The organism is Pseudomonas sp. LBUM1657 (assembly GCF_059716075.1).
Genome location: NZ_CP166799.1, coordinates 2636122 through 2651903 on the forward strand (window position 1 = coordinate 2636122; position 15782 = coordinate 2651903).

At 60.0% G+C, this 15782-nt stretch carries 13 protein-coding genes and 1 pseudogene; 9 read left to right on the plus strand and 5 right to left on the minus strand.

The genetic code is table 11. From position 1 onward, the window contains the following. The first annotated feature begins 114 nt into the window (after window positions 1-114). From ACA055_RS12220 to ACA055_RS12260, 9 genes and pseudogenes are all read left to right on the plus strand, one after another. Window positions 115-1296: an alpha-hydroxy acid oxidase gene (locus ACA055_RS12220; protein WP_497683859.1), complete on the plus strand. Its 1182-nt coding sequence runs from the start codon at window positions 115-117 to the stop codon at window positions 1294-1296. Window positions 1297-1513: 217 nt separating this feature from the next. Then, on the plus strand, window positions 1514-2620 hold the full coding sequence (locus tag ACA055_RS12225) for an NAD/NADP octopine/nopaline dehydrogenase family protein (protein WP_497683860.1): 1107 nt from the start codon (window positions 1514-1516) through the stop codon (window positions 2618-2620). Further along, window positions 2617-3615: a 3-hydroxybutyryl-CoA dehydrogenase gene (locus ACA055_RS12230; RefSeq protein WP_497683861.1), complete on the plus strand. Its 999-nt coding sequence runs from the start codon at window positions 2617-2619 to the stop codon at window positions 3613-3615. Before ACA055_RS12225 ends, ACA055_RS12230 begins: the two co-directional genes overlap by 4 nt. A gap of 134 nt (window positions 3616-3749) precedes the next feature. After that, window positions 3750-4373 (plus strand): NIPSNAP family protein, encoded by a 624-nt coding sequence (locus ACA055_RS12235; protein WP_497683862.1) that lies wholly within the window; start codon window positions 3750-3752, stop codon window positions 4371-4373. Between the two features lie 147 nt (window positions 4374-4520). Beyond that, window positions 4521-6191 (plus strand): GMC family oxidoreductase, encoded by a 1671-nt coding sequence (locus tag ACA055_RS12240; protein WP_497683863.1) that lies wholly within the window; start codon window positions 4521-4523, stop codon window positions 6189-6191. A gap of 69 nt (window positions 6192-6260) precedes the next feature. Continuing rightward, window positions 6261-7136 carry a SphA family protein gene (locus ACA055_RS12245; protein ID WP_497683864.1) on the plus strand — a complete coding sequence of 292 codons (876 nt, stop codon included), beginning with the start codon at window positions 6261-6263 and terminating at the stop codon, window positions 7134-7136. Window positions 7137-7157: 21 nt separating this feature from the next. Beyond that, a complete protein-coding gene (locus ACA055_RS12250) occupies window positions 7158-8645 on the plus strand; it encodes an aldehyde dehydrogenase family protein (protein ID WP_497683865.1) in 1488 nt (495 codons plus the stop codon). Between the two features lie 117 nt (window positions 8646-8762). After that, window positions 8763-9704, plus strand: coding sequence for a transcriptional regulator FeaR (gene feaR, locus ACA055_RS12255; RefSeq protein ID WP_497683866.1), 942 nt, complete (start codon window positions 8763-8765; stop codon window positions 9702-9704). Then, window positions 9682-10275: pseudogene (locus tag ACA055_RS12260) on the plus strand (transposase); the annotation flags it as partial. The gene feaR and the pseudogene ACA055_RS12260, both read left to right, overlap by 23 nt. Before the next feature lie 233 nt (window positions 10276-10508). Here ACA055_RS12260 and ACA055_RS12265 read toward each other — a convergent pair. From ACA055_RS12265 to ACA055_RS12285, 5 genes are all read right to left on the minus strand, one after another. Then, window positions 10509-11732, minus strand: a complete 1224-nt coding sequence (locus ACA055_RS12265; RefSeq protein ID WP_497683867.1) for a GTP-binding protein — start codon at window positions 11730-11732, stop codon at window positions 10509-10511. After that, window positions 11729-12391, minus strand: coding sequence for a nitrile hydratase subunit beta (gene nthB, locus ACA055_RS12270; RefSeq protein ID WP_497683868.1), 663 nt, complete (start codon window positions 12389-12391; stop codon window positions 11729-11731). Before nthB ends, ACA055_RS12265 begins: the two co-directional genes overlap by 4 nt. 39 nt (window positions 12392-12430) lie before the next feature. Beyond that, window positions 12431-13030, minus strand: a complete 600-nt coding sequence (gene nthA, locus ACA055_RS12275; protein WP_497683869.1) for a nitrile hydratase subunit alpha — start codon at window positions 13028-13030, stop codon at window positions 12431-12433. A gap of 96 nt (window positions 13031-13126) precedes the next feature. Continuing rightward, window positions 13127-14641: an amidase gene (locus ACA055_RS12280; RefSeq protein WP_497683870.1), complete on the minus strand. Its 1515-nt coding sequence runs from the start codon at window positions 14639-14641 to the stop codon at window positions 13127-13129. Window positions 14642-14852: 211 nt separating this feature from the next. Then, a complete protein-coding gene (locus tag ACA055_RS12285) occupies window positions 14853-15722 on the minus strand; it encodes a transporter (RefSeq protein ID WP_497683871.1) in 870 nt (289 codons plus the stop codon). Window positions 15723-15782 lie beyond the last annotated feature (60 nt).

Below are 15782 nucleotides of genomic sequence, written 5' to 3' on the forward strand. Positions count from 1 at the left end.
CCGGGTTGCCCGCGCATCGGGCAAAGGTTTTTCAACACTGGTTTTCTTTTGCCCGGATCGCTCCTTCCGGGCTTTTTTTCGCAGCGGTTATTATCCGCCCCACGAGGATGACCTATGCGTCGTTTCTATACCGGTTCCGACTTGAATCGTGTGCACAGCATTGCCGAACTGGCCGACATGGCCCGGCGACGCGTGCCTTACTTCGTCTGGGAATACCTCAGCGGCGGCGCGGAAGCCGAACTGACGCTCAAGGATAATCTCGACGCGTTCAGTGCTTATGGTTTGCACGCCAGAGCCATGGTGCCCTGCCATGCGCCCGACACGTCTCGCGCGTTGTTCGGCAAGGTGCTGCCAATGCCGATGCTGATCGGGCCGACGGGCTACAACGGCCTGCTGCACCGCGATGCCGACATTCACTTGGCCAGGGCTGCAACGGCACGTGGTTTGCCGTTCAGCCTGAGCACCGCGTCCAACACTTCACTTGAAGACCTTGTCGCGGCGGCGCCTGGTGTCGACCTGTGGTTTCAGCTGTACGCCATGCGCGATCCGGCGGTGCAAAAAAACTTGCTGCAGCGAGCCGCCGCTGTCGGTTGCCGGACTCTGGTGTTGACCTGTGATGCGATGGTGCTAGGCAATCGCGAGTGGGACCGACGCAGTTTCGCCAGGCCGCGACAGCTGACATTGCGCAACAAGTTTGACGTTGTCCGTCACCCGCGTTGGCTCAAGCAAGTGATGTGGCCATCGGGGCTGCCCGGCATGGGCAACCTTGAACCTTACTTGCCGCCGAGCGAGCGCAATCCCTTGGGGTCAATGGCGTTTATCGGCAAGCAGATGGACACCTTGCTCGACTGGGACATGCTGGCGCGTCTGCGTGATCAATGGGGCGAGCGACTGTTGCTCAAGGGTGTGTTGCATCCGGCCGATGTGGAGCGAGCTGTCGTCCTCGGGCTCGACGGTGTGGTGGTGTCCAATCACGGCGGCCGCCAACTGGACGGTGCCCTCGGCAGCCTCGATGCACTGGCGGCCATCGCGCCCCAGGCGAAAGGCAAACTCAGCCTGCTGCTGGATGGCGGGATCCGGCGTGGCAGCGACATCGTCAAAGCGCTCGCGCTTGGCGCCGATGCTGTGCTGCTAGGGCGCTCCACCCTTTACGGCGTGGCGGTGGCAGGTGAAGACGGTGCTGGCCGGGTGCTGGACGTATTGACGGAAGAACTGGCGCGGACCATGAACCTGATGGGCTGCACCCACCTAAACCACCTTGACGGCGACAGCGTGTTCGAGCGACGACGCGCTTGAGCATTTGTGGGTGCGAGCTTACGTGCGATGGCGACGTGTCAGACGAAATCAATGTTGAATGCACCGGCCCCTTCGCGAGCAAGCCCGCTCCCACACTGATTGTGGTCGCACTCGACCCGTTTATTGCGTTGCAGAATCGGAATGACGCTTGCGCGTTTCGGGCAGTGGCTCGCCGGGGCCGTTGCTAGGATCGAGGCTCTTCTACAGGAGTGCTTTCATGAATATCAGTGTTATCGGCGGTGGTCACGGTTGCTACGCGGCAGCGATAGAGTTGGCGGAGAAAGGCCATTCGGTGCGGTTGTGGCGCCGGGACAGTGCTGCGCTGGAAAAACTGCAAGGCCTCGGCCATCTGCTCGTGCGCGACTTTCGTGGCGAACGACGCTTGAGCCTGGGGCAGGTCGGGGATGCCCTGACCTTGACGGCCGATCTGGCACAGGCCATCGCCGATGCACAGTTGTTGGTCATTGCCTTGCCGTCGACCTCCCACGAGGCCCTTGCCAGCGAACTGGCTCCCTTGTTGCGCGACGGACAAGTGGTGTTCCTGCCGCCGGGGACGTTCGGCAGCATCGTGTTCTCCCAGGCAATGGCGAAGGTGGGGAATCACAGTGAGGTGGCGTTTGCCGAGACCGGCACCTTGCCCTATCTGGCGCGCAAACATGGCGATAACCAGGTGGTGATCAGCGGCTACGCGACCCGTCTGCCGACCGGGGTTTTTCCGAGTCGTTTGAGCAAGTCGGCGTTCGCGGTATTGCGCGAGGCTTACCCCAGCATCGAACCCATCGAAGATGCGCTCAGCGGCGCGCTGATGAACGCCGGGCCGATCATTCATCCGCCGTTGATCCTGATGAACGCGGGTCCACTTGAGCATTTCGAGACCTGGGACATTCACAACGAAGGCACTGTGCCTTCGATTCGTCGCGTGACCAATGCCCTCGACGCCGAGCGTATTTCCGTTCGTGAAGCGCTGGGCTATGGCGCGCCGCATTTCCCGCTGGCCGATCATTACGCCACCGACGGCGATGAGTGGATGTACGGTCGCGGCGCTCACGGCAAACTGACCGACAGCGGCGACTGGCGTGAAGACATCGACTTGCAAAAGCACCGCTACATGCTTGAAGACACACGACTGGGCTTATCGTTTCTGGTGTCGGTCGGGCGTTGGGCCGGCGTGCCGACGCCGGTCGCTCAAGGCTTGTTGAGTCTGGCCACGGTGGTCAGTGGCATCGACCTGTACGCCGAGGGTAGAACCCTGGAAAACCTCGGACTGGATCAACTGAGCCGCAGCGAAATGGCGCAGTACCTGAGCCAGGGATTGCAGGCATGAGCGCCGATACGCAACGCATCTGTGTCGTCGGCGCGGGGCGCATGGGCGAGGGCATTGCCTTGGCGTTCATGTTCGCCGGACTGCCGGTGACCCTGATCGATATCAAGCAACGTGATCATGCGGCGCAAGACCGCTACTTCCGCCAGATCGAGGGTCACTTGCGCGGCGAACTGGCGACGCTTGCACGCCTGGGAACACTCCATCCGGCACAAGTCGAACAGGTGCTGAGCCATTTACGCTTGAGTGATCGCGAGGGCAGTGGCGACGATCTGCACAGTGCCGCCGTCGTGTTCGAAGCAGTGCCTGAAGTGCTTGAACTCAAGGCCCGGACTTTCGCTTGGCTGAGTGCGGCATGTGGCGATGAAACAGTGATTGCATCGACGACGTCGACCTTTCTGGTGACGCAGTTGGCGGCACTGGTTACGCACCCGCAACGCTTCGTCAATGCCCATTGGCTCAACCCGGCGTTCCTGATGCCGCTGGTCGAAGTCAGCCGCAGCGAGGACACCTGCCCGCAGGTGGTGCAACGCCTGATGGCATTGCTCAAGCGAATTGGCAAAGTGCCCGTGCAATGCTCCCCGGCAGCCGGTTACATCGTGCCGAGAATCCAGGCACTGGCGATGAATGAAGCAGCGCGAATGGTCGAGGAGGGAGTGGCCAGCGCCGAGGACATCGACACCGCGATTCGCGTCGGTTTCGGTCTGCGTTTCTCCGTGCTGGGGATGCTTGAGTTTATCGACTGGGGCGGCGGCGACATTCTGTTCTATGCCTCCCATTACCTGGCTGAAGCCATCGATCCGCGTTTCCTGCCACCCAAAGTCATTGCCGAGAACATGGCGCAAGGACGGAACGGGCTGCGTGAAGGTCAGGGTTTTTATGATTACCAGGACGTTGACCTGGAGGCCTACAAACTGCAGAGGCTGGGTGAGTTCACCCGCAAGCTTGAGTTGATGGGGCTGTCGCCGGTGTTCAACGGTGGCGTGGCAACGTCCTGAGCGCGGAGCTGACGTGTGATCGCGACAGCTTCACGACCTGGTTGCACAACCGGCGCGCCGTTATGGCTGCGTCGGTTTTTTCGTGGTGGATGAAGGTCATCCACGCATTTGACTGGTCCTGAATCGAGGTTGTCATGAAGCTGTACGAATTGATCACGTTCACCGTGCGGGTGCGCACTGTCGCCACTGCCATGGCTTGTCTGGAGCAGCGCCTGGTTGTCGATGACGCCGCAGTAAAACTGATCGGCTGCTGGGCGTCGGAAATCGGCCCGCTGAATCAGATCGCGGTGTTGCGTGGTTTTGCCGACGAGGCGTCTCGCCAGGCTGAGCGCGAACGTTATCTGTTGTGTGCCGACGCGTTTGGCATCGAGGCGTATCTGACGGACATGCGCGTTGAAAACTACACATTGTTTCCCTTTATCCAGCCGCTGCCTGCCGGGCGCCACGGGCCGTTCTACGAACTTCGCGTATACGACCTCGTGCCATCGGGCCTGGCACCCACGCTCAAGGGCTGGGAAAAAGCGGTAGGGCCGCGAACCAGCGCGCACTACTCCCCGATGTATGCAGCCTTCTACGCCACCGACGGTCAGTTGCCGCGATACCTGCACATCTGGCCTTACGACTCGCTCGAACAACGCCTGGACGTGCGCACCCGAGCTGTCCGCGACGGCGTCTGGCCTCCGGAGAACTCCGCGCCACAGCTGCGCGAGATGCAGTCGACGGTGTACCTTCCGGCGGCGTTTTCACCTCTGCATTAAACCGTTTTTCGGGCTGGCGAGATTGTCCAAGTTCTTGTCAGCGCCAGGCAAGTATCGCGGGCTGCCACGCGCTTTAATTGAAGCCATCAAGGCCCGCGCCCATGTAGCGCGGGCTACCCTGCGAACCTTACCGACCGGAAGCCTGAAATGAGCGAAGTATTCGACTATATCGTGGTGGGGGCCGGCTCTGCTGGCTGCGTGGTGGCGGCGCGGCTGATCCAGGCCAAGGCCGGCAAGGTCCTGTTGCTGGAAGCCGGGACCAAGGACAACAGCCCGTTCCACAGCATGCCGGCGACAGTGGTCAAGGTCTTCCAGCAGAAGTCCTGGCCGTACATGACAGTGCCCCAGGTGCACTGCAACAACCGCGAGATGATTATCGCCCAAGGCAAAGTGCTCGGCGGTGGCAGCTCGGTCAATGGCATGATCTACATTCGCGGCCAGCACCAGGACTATGACGACTGGGCCAATCAGTGGGGCTGCCTTGGCTGGTCCTATGACGACGTGCTGCCGTTCTTCAAGAAGGCCGAGGCCAACGAAAGCCTTGGCGACCAGTACCACGGCCAGGACGGGCCGCTGCCTGTCAGCGAAAGCCGCTACCGTCACCCGCTGACCATGGCCTTCGTACGCGCCGGCCAGGAGCTTGGCGTACCCTATGTAAACGATTTCAACGGAGCCCGCCAGGACGGAATAGGCTTCTACCAGACCACCACCCGCAATGGCGCGCGCGCCAGCACCGCACGTACTTACCTCAAAGCGGTAGAAGGTGACGGCCATCTCACCGTGGTCACCGATGCCTTGGTGCACAAGGTGCTTATCGACCAAGGCGTGGCCGTGGGTGTGGAATACAGCGGCGCTGACGGCAGGACAGTACGCGCCACTGCCCGCCGCGAAGTGGTGGTCAGCGCGGGAACCATCGGCAGCCCGAAAGTGCTGATGCTATCGGGCGTCGGCCCCCGGGAGCACCTGGAGGCTATGGGCATCGAGTGCCTGGTAGACGCTCCGGTCGGCAAGAACTTTCACGACCACTTGCACATGTCGGTGAACGCCACTATCCATGGCAACAACAGTTTTTTCGGTGAAGACAAGGGTCTCAGGGCGCTCAAGCACGTCGCACAGTGGCTGACAACGCGCACCGGGCTGATGACCTCGAACATCCTCGAGGGCGGCGCCTTTGTCGACACCTGTGAAGGCGGTCGTCCGGATATCCAGCTGCACTTCCTCCCGGTGCTCGATAACTTTGACAACACTCCAGGTGAAAAGGCCGCTGCGGGCGCACACGGCTTGACCATCAAAGTCGGCCACTTGCAACCCAGATCCCGTGGACAGGTACTGCTCAGCAGCCGCGACCCACAGGCGCCGATCCGCATCGATGCCAATTTCATGGCCGACCCGCAAGACGTGGCCGGCCAGATCCGCGCCGTGCAATTGGGCCTCAAGATGCTCCAGCAGCCAGCGCTCGCTAAGCTGGTGAAAGAGGTAATCGAACCGAATAACGTGCGCTGGGATGACACCGCCGCCATCGAGAAATGGATGCGCCAGAACATCAAGACCGTCTATCACCCTGCCGGCACCTGCCGCATCGGAACCGATCCGGCCACCTCAGTAACCGACCTGCAATTGCGCGTGCATGGCGTTGAACGCCTGCGTGTGGTCGATTGCTCGATCTGCCCGCAGGTACCGAGCGGCAACACCAATGCGCCGTCGATCATGATCGGCGAGCGCGGAGCCCACTTCATCCTCAACCCGGCGGCCGTTTTCGGCCAAGAGCCTGCTGCTCGGGTGCCGCAAAGCACCCGGAACGCCAAACCCAACCCTTGACCGTCCTTCGTAACGATCCCGCCGATGGGCGGCGGGACGGCCTCCTGTCGTCTGCAAAAAGGTATTCGCATGTACAAGAAACTGGCTGTAATAGGGTTGGGGCTAGCCCTGTCGAACCTGGCCTGGGGCACTGAAGGCGGGGGTGGCGCGTACGCCAACGGTAGCGAGGGCTTCCTTACCGGCTACATGCCGCCGGCGGGAACCTATCTGGTCAATTACAACATGTTCTACAGCGCCGACTCGTTCAAGAACAAGTCGCCGGTGTTCGATGATTTCGAGGTCGCCACTTTCGCCAGCATCGCGCGGCTGATCCATGTCACCGATAAGAAAATCCTCGGCGGCGACTGGGCCATGCATGCGTTCCTCGTGTACGCCGATGTCAACGTCAAGAACCTCAACGGCGGGCGTCAGCGGCAGGACGGTATCGGCGATTTCATCTTCGACCCGATCGCACTCGGTTGGCATTTCGGCAATTGGCACGTCATTACCGGGGTGGACCTGTACCTGCCTACCGGCAACTACGATAAGAACGATCTGGCCAACGTTGGACGCAACTATCTGACGATCGAGCCATTGGTGGACTTCACCTATCTGAACCCTGCCGGCTACGAGTTCTCGATGAAGACCATGTTCGATTACAACTTCGAGAACCACGCCACCGATTATCGTTCTGGCAACGAACTGCATGCCGATTTCGTTGCGGCCAAGCATGTCGGCCAATGGGCCTTCGGTGTCGGCGGCTACGCCTACAAGCAGCTTACTGGTGACAGCGGTGACGGCGCGGTACTGGGCGACTTCAAGGGCCGTGCCTTCGCACTGGGTCCGCAGGCGGCCTACACGGCGAAGAACGGCATCAACGTCGCCATTCGGGTGCAGCACGAGTTCGATGTGCAGAACCGCCCCGAGGGCGACAAGCTCTGGCTGAACATCGCGCTGCCTCTCTAAACTTTTCAAGGAAACGGCATCATGACCGACATTCAACTGCTGCCTGCAGTGCAGGCATTTCTCGCCCGCGAGCATGGGCATTTCATCGACGGCCAATACCAGGCCGACTCACAGACGCCCACCTTCGCAGTGGTGGACCCATCTACCGCGCTAACGGTGGCCAACGTCCATGAGGCCTCGGCGGCCGAGGTCGAGCGTGCCGTCGCGGGCGCCGCTAAAGCCTTCAAGGGCAGCTGGGCGCAGACGTTGCCCTATGTCAAAGGCGTGTTATTGAACAAGCTGGCCGACCTGATCGAAGCCAACGGTGACGAACTCGCGCAGATTGAAGCTGTGTGCTCGGGCAAGTCAATCAACCTGGCGCGCGGTCTGGAGATCGCTCAAAGCGTAGTGTTCCTGCGTTATTTTGCCGGCTGGGCGACCAAGATCACTGGCGAGACCATGACGCCGTCTCTACCGTCCTTTGCCGGCGAGCAGTACACCGCGTTTACTCGTCGTGAGCCGGTGGGGGTAGTAGCCGGTATCGTCCCGTGGAATTTTTCTGTAATGATCGGCATCTGGAAGATCGCCTCGGCACTGGTCACAGGCTGCACCGTCGTGATCAAGCCCAGCGAATTCACGCCCCTGACCCTGCTGCGTATCGCGCAGCTGGCTATCGAAGCGGGCATTCCTGCGGGTGTGTTCAACGTGCTCAACGGTCGCGGCTCGATTGGCCAGCAGTTGATCGAACATCCCCAGGTGCGCAAAGTCGCCTTTACTGGTTCAGTGCCGACCGGCCTGGCGGTGGGCAAGGCGGCGATGGCAGCCAACCTGACCCGCGCAACGCTGGAACTGGGTGGCAAGAACGCCGCGGCGTTTCTTGCCGATGCCAACATCGATGGCGCGGTGGCGGGCATTGTGCAGACGGCCTTCGTCCATCAGGGGCAAGTGTGCGCGGCGCCGGAGCGTTTGTACGTGCACCGCTCGCTGGTCGCTGAGTTAACCGAGAAACTAGGCAAGGCGCTGGGGCAATTGCGCATCGGTAACGCGCTGGACGCCGAAGCGCAGTTTGGGCCGCTAGCCAACAGTGTGCACTTTGAAAAAATTCTCGGCTTCTTCCGGCGTGCTCATGCGAGCAACCGCGTGGTATGCGGCGGCCGTGCTGTGGAGCGGGCAGGATACTTCGTCGAACCGACGGTGGTCCTGGCCAATGGAGCGGACGATCCGTTGCTGCACGAAGAGACGTTTGGCCCGATCGTCTGTGTGCTGCCGTTCGATGATGAGCAGCAATTGGTGGAGTGGATGAACGACTCGCCTTATGGTCTGACTGCGAGTCTCTGGACCAACGATTTGAGCAAGGCGTTGCGCCTGATTCCGCAGATCGAGGCGGGCACGGTATGGGTCAATATGCACACCTTCCTCGACCCTTCGGTACCCTTCGGCGGAAGCAAGGCGTCGGGTGTAGGACGGGAGTTCGGCAGTGCATTCATCGAGGATTACACTGAGTTGAAGTCGGTGATGATTCGTTATTGAGCGATCGGCCATCCCTGTTTTGGCGCGTTGTATGCATAGCATATGGAAACGGGAATAAATCTCCTAAATCACGTGAAAGGTGCATTAAATATACGCGCCGCACCGCAGGAGGGCCTCATGATTGAGCACGCTGCTACCGACCTACACCACTGGAACCTCAACGTCGAGGAGGTCTGCGGTCGGTTCGCCACGCGCTATGCCCATAGCCAGTCCTTGTTCATAGGCGAAATCGAGCGGCGTAACTTGGGTGGCACGGAGGTCGCCCATATCCGTAGCAACGCCGGCTCCATCAGCCGCCGCAAAGGCAGCACTGATCGCGCCGACGATCGCTTTTGCTTTCTGGTGCTGCAACAGCAGGGGGCTATGGAAATTCGCCTGGAAAGCCATACCTTGCAACTGCAGGTAGGCGAACTGGCATTGCTGGATTCGGCACGGGCAATCGAGATGCTGCCTCGCGGACTGTTTAGACATGTGTCGATCCACCTTCCTCGGGATAAACTTGATGCCTTGCGCGGTCAGGCTTGTCGTTACGGCAAGCTGTCGACCGTGGGCATGAGCGGCCAATTGCTGCGCACCATGGTTCGCCAGGTCGCTTCCGGCGAGCTGGACCACTGGGCCAATGCCGAAGAGGGCGGGGCGCTTGAGAACGCATTGATCTCGCTACTGCAACCGGTGATGCAATACGATCTGCGTAATGTGCCGGTGGACTCCCTGCGCCTGCAGGCAGAGCGTTTGATTCGCGAGCAACTGAGCAGTGCGCAATTGAGCCCGGCAAGTATTGCCGAACAGATGCGCATGTCAGTACGGCAGTTGTACCGGTTGTTCGAGAGCGACAACGAATCGGTGTGCCGCTACATTCAACGCAAGCGTCTGGAGCAGGCGGCGTTGTCTTTGCTGGAGCCGGCGCTGGCGCACCGTTCGATCACCGACATTGCGTTCGCCTGGGGGTATCAGGATGCCGCGCATTTTTCACGGGTGTTCAGGAGCCTGCATGCCTGTTCCCCGCGTGAGTACCGGCAAAGGAAGGCAATCGCCCATGAAGCGCTTCATTCAAGGTGATCATCGAGGTCAAAGCACCTTGCTTCCCGAAAGCCTCGACGACTACGTCAGCGATACCAATCCGGTGCGCGTCGTCGACGAACTCGACCTGGTCAAGCTGGGCTTTGAAGGCGTCATACCGGCGGATATTGGCCGACCTGCTTATCATCCCGTGATCCTGCTGAAGATCTATATCTACGGCTACCTCAACCGTATTCAGACAAGTCGACGTCTGGAGCGAGAAGCCCAGCGCAACGTCGAACTGATGTGGCTGACTGGGCGTTTGATGCCGGATTTCAAGACCATCGTCAACTTCCGAAAAGACAACAGCAATGCCATCCGAGGCGTCTGCCGCCAGTTCGTTGTGCTCTGTCAGCAGTTGGGATTATTCGGAGAAAATCTGGTCGCCATCGACGGCAGCAAATTCAAGGCGGTCAACAACCGCGACCGCAATTTCAACAGCGCCAAAATGAAGCGGCGAATGGAAGAAATTGAATCGAGCATCAGCCGTTACTTGGCCGCGCTCGATACTGCTGATCGGCAAGAACCCAATTCCTCTGAGACCAACGCCGTGCGACTGGAAGAGAAAATCGGCGCAAACAGCAGCGACGGGCGTTAGAACAGGGTTCAGTGCCAAATACCCCCGCTAAAACAGCTTCAAAGTTGCTTTTTGGCTTTGCGGCAACTTTGGCACTAAAAAGAGAGCTAAGTAATTGTTCTATAATAAAAATGCTGTGCGGGGCACACAGTGCCATTTTGTGCCAAATCTCCCGTCAACTCACACCTCGCTAAAGTGGGTGCATTGAATGGAGGGTCGCCGAGCGATCAGGGTGACAATGCCTTGAGGTCGAAGGCTGTTGCGCCTGGCAAGGTTGGCCACGTCTGTGGACCTGCCATGATCTCTTGAGGGGTCAGCAGGCAGGCGTCCAGTTGCCGCTTCAAAATATCCAGGTCGATACCCTGACCGATGAAGACGATTTCCTGCCGGCAATCCCCGGTGATCTCGTCCCATTTGGCCATTATCCCTTCGCGGCGATAGTCATCCTGAGGCCATTGCGATTGCGCAATGAATGTCCACCAGCGCCCGACATAGTCCCAACGAAATTGCCCGCCACTTTGCACCAGCATGCCGATGTCCAGATGCCGACTGGCAACCCAGAAGTAGCCTTTGCAACGCAGTAGCCGCCCGTTTTGCCAAGGCAGCTGCAGGAACTCCAGCAAACGCTGCGGATGGAGTGGCGCACGCTCCTGATACACCCACGAAGCAATTCCATAGGTGTCCGACTCGGGAGGACGATCGTCACTCGATTCCAGGCTTTTCATCCAGCCGGGTGACTGCACCAGACTCGGCATATCGAAGCGGCCGGTGTCGAGGATCTTCGACAGATCGACGGCACCGTGGGTCATGGGCAGGATTTCCGCCTTCGGATTGAGGCCCGCGAGGAGGGCGCTCAGTTCCAGAAAGCCTTTCTCGCCAATCAGGTCCAGCCGACTGACGAGGATGACGTTGGCGTACTCCACCTGTTCGATCAGCAGGTCGGACAAGTGGCGTAATGGCGTTCCCGTTTCGTCATCGCCGCCGACGGTGTCCCGCGAGGCCAACAGCGACTGGAAGTTGCTGCCGTCGACGACGGTGACCAAGGTATCGAGCCGCGCCAGTTCGCTCAGACTGAAACCTTCCGAGTCGAGGAAGGCGAAGGTCTCGGCGACCGGCATCGGTTCGGAGATTCCGGTGGACTCGATCAGCAGGTAATCGAAGCGCTGCTGTCGCGCCAGCAGGCTGATCTGCTCAAGCAGATCGGCGCGCAGTGTGCAGCAGATGCAGCCGTTGCTCATCTCGACCAGTTCATCGCTGCCGCGGTGCAGCGACACATTGCGCGCCACGTCCTCGGCGTCGATGTTGACTTCGCTCATGTCGTTGACGATGACCGCGACCCGCATACCTGCGCGGTTGCGCAGGATGTGGTTGAGCAGGGTCGTCTTGCCGGAGCCGAGGAAGCCCGAAAGGACCGTCACCGGCAACCGGACCGACAGGGCCCCGTCAATCATGCGGCCACCGTTTTCGCGTCGACGGCCTTGTCCAGGTAGCTTTCGAACAGGTCGACGACCACGAAGCCATCGTCCGCGGCATCACCCCACAGATCCTTTACGCGAAATTCAACGTGATAGGTCGGCTGGTGCGCCGCGCTCAAATCGCCGTGGCCGATGGCATCCGGGAACGGCCATTTTTCCGAGGTGCGGTGTCGGATGATGCCTTCCTTGCCGCGCACGTAGGCCGGCATCCGCACGTGGCCGGCCACGTATTCGTCGCGAACCACCACCCGGTCGCCAACTTCAAATGGCGGGCGGCCGGTGATGGCGGGGCGGCCCTTGTCGTGGGGAGGGTTGGCCAATTTGAAGGGTGAACCCAGCGCCTGATCGAGTTCGTGCTGGGTAATGACGCCGGTTTCGACCAGCAAGGTGGCCGTGGCAATGACGTAGCGTTCGTAATATTGCGTGCCAACGTGCTGGCGGACATCAAGTCGTTCGACGGCGTGACGGATTTCGTCGACGCTGAATTTTTTTAACTGGTCGGCGCCGATAAACATCAGGCTGTAAGCCAGGTGTTCCCATTCTTGTTTGAATACTTGCTTGTAATCCTGGCTATTGATGACATGGGGAACCTTGCCAAAGCCTTGAAAACCACCGAGATCGTGAAAGCCATCCATAATAAAAACCTCCGAAAATTAGAAGAAGAGTCTTTTGGGTCAACGTACGCAGGGCAGGGCAACCCCGATCAGCACATCCTTGGTCACCAGTTTCTGAAGCTCTTCTTCACTCATGTGCTCGGAGCCTTCGGGCCTTACGGGCAGGACCAGGTAGCGGCTTTCTGCGCTGGTATCCCAGACTTTGACAACCACATCGCTTGGTAACTCTGTGCCCATCTCACGCAGCACGGTGCGTCCTTCACGAACCAGACGTGCACGGAACTCAAAACCCTTGTACCACTCCGGCGGCAACCCCAGGACCGGCCAGTTAGTGCAAGAGCACAGGCTGCAGACGATGACGTTTTTCAGCTGGGGCAAATCCTCCAGGGCCACGATGTATTCGCCTTGCGGGCCGGTGAAACCGAACTGCGCGCACGCTGCGGTGCCGTCTCTGAGCAACAACTCCCGGAACTGTGGATCGACCCAGGCCTTGGCGACTACACGGGCGCCGTTTTCCGGGCTCCATTGGTGCACCATCAATTCGGTCAGCTGCTCGATATAGCCCTCTGGAATCAGTTCCTTGTCTTTCATAACCTTGAACAAGGCCCAGGCCCGCTCGCTGGGCGTCGAAGTGGATGCTGGGGATACAGTGGCGCTCATGGTGTAACTCCTCATCGGTTTAACACGGTCAAAAAAGTGAAGAACTGCCCCCCGGTTTTTTTATTGATATCCGGGAGGTTTGGGGGGGAGGCAGGTTTACAACGTCTTCCAGTCGACAGCGGCTTCGAACGCTGCCGCCGCCTGGTAAATCGTGCCTTCGGCATAGTGCTTGCCAACGAACATCAACCCAACGGGAAGGCCGTCCACCAGGCCGCACGGGATCGACATGGCCGGATGGCCGGTAATGTCCTGCGGCGCGGTGTTGCCGATCATTTCCAGCGCACGGGCCACGTACTCGGTGATCGAACAATCGGCTTCGGGGTGAGGTTGGGCAATGATCGGCACGGTCGGCATGACCAGAAGGTCATAGGTCTCCAGTGCCTTGTCGTAACCGGCCCGGGCGAAACGTGCGATGTTCTGTGCCTTGGCGTAGAAACGACCGTTGTAGCGTTCCAGGCCGTACTGGCCGACGAACATGCACAGCTTGAGCGACGCGGACAATGCGTCCGCTTGTTCGCGCCAACCGGCCTGTTTATCCAGCAGGCCGACGTCGTAGAGCCCCTTCCAGTTAAAACCTGCGCCATTGCCATGCATCATCTGCATGGTCAGGCCTTCGCAGCCGATGGGGTGCCACAGCGAACCTGCCAGGTTGTGCTCGGGAACGGAGACCTCTTCTATGCGAGCTCCCAAGGCTGCGAGTCGGGCGATGGCGCCGCGTACCTTGTCGGCAACACGTGGATCCTGATTGGCCAGCTGGAAGCCTTCCTGCAGGATGCCGATCCGCAGCCCGCTCACACCTCTCTCCAGATAGTCGCAGTAGGCGTCGACTTGAGGGGCCGCCTGGCGAGGATCGAGCCCGTCGGCACCGGCCATGACTTCCAGCATCAGCGCGTTATCACGCACGTTGCGGGTGATTGGACCGGCGTGGTCGATGGTGGCCTCGATCGCCATGATCCCGGTGTAGGGCACCAGACCGTGGGTCGGCTTCATGCCATAGGTGCCGCAGAACGCTGAAGGGATGCGGATCGAGCCGCCTTGATCGCCGCCAACCGCCAGATCCACCTCGCCGGCTGCCACCAACGCAGCGCTGCCGGAGGAGGAGCCGCCAGCGGCGTAACCGTGCCGATACGGGTTATGTACGGGCGCCGGATCAGAGGTGTGGCTACCACCGGAGAGGCAGTAGTGCTCACAGGTCGCCTTGCCCAGAATGGTGACCCCGTCGTCGAGCAAACGGGTGACCACGGTAGCGTCGAAGTTCGGTACGAAGCCTTCCAGTGGGGCGGCGCCGTTCATCATCGGGACGCCAGCCAGGGAGATGTTGTCCTTGAGCGCAACAGTCTTGCCAGCAAGTTTGCCCTTACGGGCGCCATTCACCTCGGTCCTGTAATACCAGGCGTTGAGCAGGTTTTGCGGGTTCGACGGGCGATAGCCCGAACTGCGGTCGTAGCGCACCGGCGGGGTGAAATCCGGCAACTCGTCGACCAAGTCATATGCGTCGAAACTTGGCTGCATGAGTGCCAGGTATTCCGCTGCCTGCTCGTGGGTCAGCTGCATATTCAGCCGGCCAGCGATGTCCTGCAGTTGGTCGAGGGTAGGGCGAACAATGGCCATGGTTTTCCTATTCTTTTTGTCTGTGATCGACGACGGGTCAGTCAGTACGGGAGCGTTCGACGGTGTTCGCAAAACACCTCGCGCCGGGTACCTGAAGCGACATCAATCGATGTGGGTAACAGGGTTCAAGTTAGGCATCCCTCTCGGCATTTGCTTGGCTGAGAAGGACAGCCACTTGGTTGAAAAGGACAACTTGCCGAGCGTGGCGCGCTCAGAACACTTTCAAGACGCGCAGGTTCAGGCGTGCGCCTTCCTTGAAGCCTTGTTCGACCTCGATGTCGGTGCCGATCTGGGCCTGAATCTGCAGCGTGGGCTCGATGAAGTGCGTGACGGTGAAACGCCCGTAGGAGGTGGAAACCCCGTCGTGCTGATCGACACCGTTGACGGTGGTCGCCGAGCCGGTGATGTAGCCGCCGCCAACGGCGAAGGTGGTGCTCGGCGTCCAGTTGTAGCGCACGGCGGCCTGGTACTCGTAGCGGGTGTTTTCTTCCAGCTTCGCCCCGGTCGAGCCGAAGTCATTGTTGGCCGACACCCAAGAGGCTTCGGCCACCGTGTCCAGCGCCCATTTCGGGGAAAAATGGTGGATGTACGCCGCCTGTAGCGTGGCGCGCCAGCGGTTCTCGCCGAGGTTCAAGGCATCGTTCTTGTCGTAGCTCCCCACCGGAAAGGACAGGTAGGGTGCCAAAGCGAAGATGTCCTTGTTCGCGGTGGGCAGCGTCCACTTTAGCGGCGCGGTGATGATCGGGTCGCCGATGCCGCGGGTATCGCCCAAGGCACCGATATCTCCCGAGGCGTTCATCTGGCCGAAAGGCAACAGAATCTGCGGTTCCCATGAGAGGTTTTCTGACAGGCCGATGGCGTGCACATACCGCAGGATACCGATGTCCGAACTGAGCCTGGCGTCGTCGGAGACCTTGTGGCCGTTCTGGTACAGATCCGAGCGGTCGGCGTGCTGGTAGTAGAGCAGCAAGGCGTTGGCGCCAGCCGGCAATGGCTCGAAATCACCTGGAGCTACCTCGATGGCCTGGCTTTTGACAAAGGGCAGCATGCCCAGCACGAGTAACGAGCGACTCAACTTCATGATCGATTTCCTGGCAAAAGGGCCCCCAACCCCATGCGCTAGAGATGGGGGCCAAAAGAT

Coding starts and splice junctions, on each gene's coding strand:
- nthA (WP_497683869.1), bottom strand. CDS start 13,030: ATGAGCGCCACTGTATCCCCAGCATCCACTTCGACGCCCAGCGAGCGG.
- ACA055_RS12220 (WP_497683859.1), top strand. CDS start 115: ATGCGTCGTTTCTATACCGGTTCCGACTTGAATCGTGTGCACAGCATT.
- feaR (WP_497683866.1), top strand. CDS start 8,763: ATGATTGAGCACGCTGCTACCGACCTACACCACTGGAACCTCAACGTC.
- ACA055_RS12225 (WP_497683860.1), top strand. CDS start 1,514: ATGAATATCAGTGTTATCGGCGGTGGTCACGGTTGCTACGCGGCAGCG.
- ACA055_RS12230 (WP_497683861.1), top strand. CDS start 2,617: ATGAGCGCCGATACGCAACGCATCTGTGTCGTCGGCGCGGGGCGCATG.
- ACA055_RS12280 (WP_497683870.1), bottom strand. CDS start 14,641: ATGGCCATTGTTCGCCCTACCCTCGACCAACTGCAGGACATCGCTGGC.
- ACA055_RS12245 (WP_497683864.1), top strand. CDS start 6,261: ATGTACAAGAAACTGGCTGTAATAGGGTTGGGGCTAGCCCTGTCGAAC.
- ACA055_RS12240 (WP_497683863.1), top strand. CDS start 4,521: ATGAGCGAAGTATTCGACTATATCGTGGTGGGGGCCGGCTCTGCTGGC.
- ACA055_RS12235 (WP_497683862.1), top strand. CDS start 3,750: ATGAAGCTGTACGAATTGATCACGTTCACCGTGCGGGTGCGCACTGTC.
- ACA055_RS12250 (WP_497683865.1), top strand. CDS start 7,158: ATGACCGACATTCAACTGCTGCCTGCAGTGCAGGCATTTCTCGCCCGC.
- ACA055_RS12285 (WP_497683871.1), bottom strand. CDS start 15,722: ATGAAGTTGAGTCGCTCGTTACTCGTGCTGGGCATGCTGCCCTTTGTC.
- ACA055_RS12265 (WP_497683867.1), bottom strand. CDS start 11,732: ATGATTGACGGGGCCCTGTCGGTCCGGTTGCCGGTGACGGTCCTTTCG.
- nthB (WP_497683868.1), bottom strand. CDS start 12,391: ATGGATGGCTTTCACGATCTCGGTGGTTTTCAAGGCTTTGGCAAGGTT.